Source organism: Vogesella oryzae (assembly GCF_902829295.1).
In the GTDB taxonomy this organism is placed as follows: Bacteria; Pseudomonadota; Gammaproteobacteria; order Burkholderiales; family Chromobacteriaceae; genus Vogesella; species Vogesella oryzae.
In genome coordinates this window covers 1-1,940 of record NZ_CADEPL010000049.1, presented here as the reverse complement: position 1 = coordinate 1,940, position 1,940 = coordinate 1, and the positions used below count along the sequence as shown (strand labels likewise).

Below are 1,940 nucleotides of genomic sequence, written 5' to 3'. Positions count from 1 at the left end.
CTGTCGGCCAGTTCGAAGCTCAGCGACAGCGCATCGTGTACCCGGATGGCGCGCAGGCCGCGGTACTGCCGCCGCCACATACTGGCCGGGCTGTCCAGCCGGCGGATGCTGGCGGCTATCGCGGCGGCATCCAGCGGCGTGCCGTCGTGAAAGCTGATGCCCGGGCGCAGCCAGAAACGCCAGCGCCGCGCCTGCTCCTGCGGCTCCCAGGCGTGTGCCAGCGCCGGCTGCAGCGTCTGGCTGTGGACATCGAAATCGCACAGCCGGTCGAACAGCTGCCGCACCAGATGCGCCTCCAGCCGGCTGCTGACGGTGAGCGGATCGAGGGTGATCAGCTGGCGGTGGATCGGGATGCGTAGCTGGCGGCGGTTGTTGCCGGCGCCGAGGTAGCGCGGCAGCTGCGCCATCAGCTGGCCGCGCTGGGCGGCCGGCAGGCGGGCAAATGCCTGCTCCAGCTCGCCCTGCGCCAGCAGGCGGCCAACGCTGTGCAGCGCCAGCGCCTCCGGAGACTGCAGGCAGCGCAGGGTGGAGCGCCGGCCGCGACCACGCCCTGGCTGCCAGGCGATCCAGCCTTGCGCCTGCATCTTGCCCAGCTGCAGCCGCACATTGCGTTCGCTGCAGTTCAGCAGCGCCGCCAGCGCCGGCAGCCCCGGGTGGGCATCGTCGTCGCCGAACTGGCGGTACAGCAGCCGGTATTGTTGTTCCAGACGCATGGTCACTCCTGCCCGCGGCAAGCTGCCGGTCTCGGCGCTAAAAGCGGAAGTAAATAATGGCGAGTTTATCCATTTTTGACTTCTGCTTTGTTGCCGATACTGCAGGCAGTCGAAAAGGAGTGTCATCGTGTCGCGTTTTTCCCCGCTGGTTCGCCAGCTGCTGCTATGCAGTTTTGTGTTGTCGGTGTGCCGCGCGCTGGTGTCGCCGCTGCTGGTGCTGACGCTGGGACGGCAGCTGCAGCTGGGGGCGCAGCAGATCGGCCTGCTGCTGGGCGGCGTGCTGGTATGCGCTACGCTGGGCGGGCTGTACGCCGGTTTTCTGGTCGATCGCAGCGACCGCCGCCGGCTGCTGCAGGCGGCCTTGCTGGCGGTGGCGGCCGGCTTTGTGCTGTTGCCGGCCAGCCGGCAGCTCTGGCCCACGGCGCTGGCGCTGCTGCTGGTAGAGGTGGCCTTCGTGCTGTTCGGTATCGCGCTCAAGGCGCTGCTCAGCGACCTGCTGCCGCCGGACGAGCGCAGCGCGGCATTCTCCTTGCGCTACACGCTGGCCAATGTCGGCTACGCCATCGGCCCGCTGCTGGGCAGCCTGCTGGCGGCCAGCCATCCGGGCTGGGCATTTGGCCTGGCCGCCGTGCTGGCGCTGGCCGGGCTGCCGTTACTGCGCCAGGTGCCGCGCGGCCATAGCGAACATCGCGCGCCGCCGCTGCAGTTTGCCGCCACGCTGCGGCTGCTGCGCCGCGACCGCACCCTGGTGTTGTTCACCACCGGCAGCCTGCTGGCTTGCGTGGTGAACGGCCGCTTTTCCGATTACCTGTCGCTGTACCTGCTGCAGGGACATAGCGATGCCGAAGTGCTGCGCTGGATGTCGGCGCTGATTACCTGCAACGCCGTTACCGTGGTGCTGTGCCAGTACTGGCTGGGACGTCTGCTGCAACCGCACAACCTGCTGCGCTGGATCATGCTGGCATCGCTGCTGCTGGCAGGCGGCCTGGCCGGCTTCGCCTTGTCGCCGTCGCTGTGGTTGTGGTGCGGCTGGATGGTGCTGTTCACCCTGGGCGAGATCCTGCTGGTGCCGGCGGAATACCTGTACATCGACGCCATCGCGCCGGAACAGCTCAAAGGCAGTTACTACGGTGCGCAGAACCTGGCGCAGCTGGGCGCCGCCGGCAGCCCGGTGCTGGCCGGCCTGCTGCTCACCGCCATGCCGGGCCCGGCCATGCTGTGGTGCCT

2 protein-coding genes are annotated in these 1,940 nt (G+C 68.6%); one reads left to right on the top strand and one right to left on the bottom strand.

From position 1 onward, the window contains the following. A partial coding sequence (locus HU218_RS13510; protein WP_174875461.1) for an SgrR family transcriptional regulator occupies window positions 1–713 on the bottom strand: 713 nt, incomplete at its 3' end. A 127-nt stretch (window positions 714–840) separates the two neighbouring features. Here HU218_RS13510 and HU218_RS13505 point away from each other — a divergent pair. After that, the coding region (locus tag HU218_RS13505) for an MFS transporter (protein ID WP_174875460.1) at window positions 841–1,940 on the top strand (1,100 nt) is incomplete at its 3' end.